The following is a 1,422-nucleotide window of genomic DNA, read 5'->3' on the forward strand; positions in this document are numbered from 1 at the left end:
CCAACTTGGGCCTAGACACCTCAAGGATCACAGGAGGCGGCGTGTTTCCCGTATCAGGGCAGGTCAGGGCACCCACACATACGGCAGGAGAGCCCCATTTGGGGCCTCCGGGGTCTCCAGCTCGTCCAGTAGCCGTTCCAGCTCCTGCCAGGAGCGAGCCCGTTGCGGGGCGTACAGGGGGCTGTCGAAGAACAGCGCGTGGCAGTGCTGGGTGATGTCCCGAAGGGCGTTTAGCTTGCGGGCCTCGCTCCGGTCCGAGATCCAGACCATGCGAGCGTTGCCCGAGTACCGCACGGCCAGTTCAGGGATCCGCGATCCAGCGTAGGCAAAGGCGATCTGCTCGAAGTGGTCGGTGAGGTACCGGGTCGCCTCGTCGATCTGGGCACGCCAGCGGGCGCGCTCCTCCCGTAGCGCGGTGCGGACCGTGTCGGTCGCCTCGGCCGGGATGGATGTGGCGAGCAGTCGGGTAGCCGCGGACAGGACGGTGAGCATGTTGGCCTGGAACTTCTCACGGGCCTGCATCTTCGTCTGGAAGCGCCGGTTGCGGACTTCCAGCAGGGGCAAGATGTACCGCCCGCTGACTATCAGGGTGAGCAGAGACGTGACGATCGAGATCAGCGCGGTTGTGCCCCATGAGGGCATCCAGTCAGGCATGAACGCGATTGTGGCGGCCTGGTCCCGGCCTGTGGCTACGAGGGGCCTTTGTTGGCCCCCAGGCCTCCGCCTTGGCTGTCCGGCTGGCTGCTGTTCCTTGGGTGGTTCGGTCGGCGGCGTTCGCCTTCTTGTAGGGCCCGTGACAGGGCTTTCAGCTGGGTGCCTGCCCCGTTGGCGGACTCAAGCATCTTGGCCATCTCTTGCAGGACTACGCCCGCGTCGAGGACTTTGCCTCCCTGGAGCAGCAGAATGCTTAGGGCAGTCATGGCTCGCGCCGCGCCTTGCTGATCTCCGTCTCTCTCGTAGTGGTTCTTGGACCTCTCCAGGTATTGGCGAGCTTTCTGGAACCAGCCGTTGCGAGCACAGTTGATGGCAAGCCGGAACAGGATCGGTCCCTGTCCCGACCGTGCGCTCTCTAGTTGCTCGTCCACCGCTTCGAGCTGATCAAGGATGTGCGCCATAGCCAGGTCGTCGGATGCGGCGTCGAGAGCCTCATGCAGCTCGGCAAGGCGCAGTACGATCCGGCCCGCCTCAGGTGAGGTGCGCTCGCGGATGCGTCGGGCGCCGGCCGCGCCGAGGGAGCTCTGCTCCAGCAGTTCATCGAAACTCTCATCCACGCTGCTCGCCCTCTTTCCTGGCCTTTTGCTTGGCCTTGGTGCGCCACCGGTAGATCAGCCTCGATCCACCGTGTGGCGGGCGGGCTGTGGACGGTGGAATGAGAAGAGGCGCCTGCTGACCTGGGATGATGGGAGTTCTCTACGCTTCCAT

At 64.7% G+C, this 1,422-nt stretch carries 2 protein-coding genes; both read right to left on the reverse strand.

Annotated features, from left to right (window positions below; translation table 11 throughout):
• Nucleotides 1-63: 63 nt before the first annotated feature.
• Complete coding sequence (locus tag ACIBB8_RS37875; RefSeq protein ID WP_398959956.1) at nt 64-654, reverse strand: hypothetical protein; 591 nt, start codon at nt 652-654, stop codon at nt 64-66.
• A 35-nt stretch (nt 655-689) separates the two neighbouring features.
• Nucleotides 690-1,271, reverse strand: a complete 582-nt coding sequence (locus ACIBB8_RS37880; protein WP_398959958.1) for a hypothetical protein — start codon at nt 1,269-1,271, stop codon at nt 690-692.
• Nucleotides 1,272-1,422 lie beyond the last annotated feature (151 nt).

It is taken from the genome of Streptomyces sp. NPDC051286 (assembly GCF_044455345.1).
Lineage (GTDB): Bacteria > Actinomycetota > Actinomycetes > Streptomycetales > Streptomycetaceae > Streptomyces.

What these genes read in the sequence shown, in the direction of transcription:
- ACIBB8_RS37875 (WP_398959956.1), bottom strand. Translation starts at nt 654, where the DNA reads ATGCCTGACTGGATGCCCTCATGGGGCACAACCGCGCTGATCTCGATC.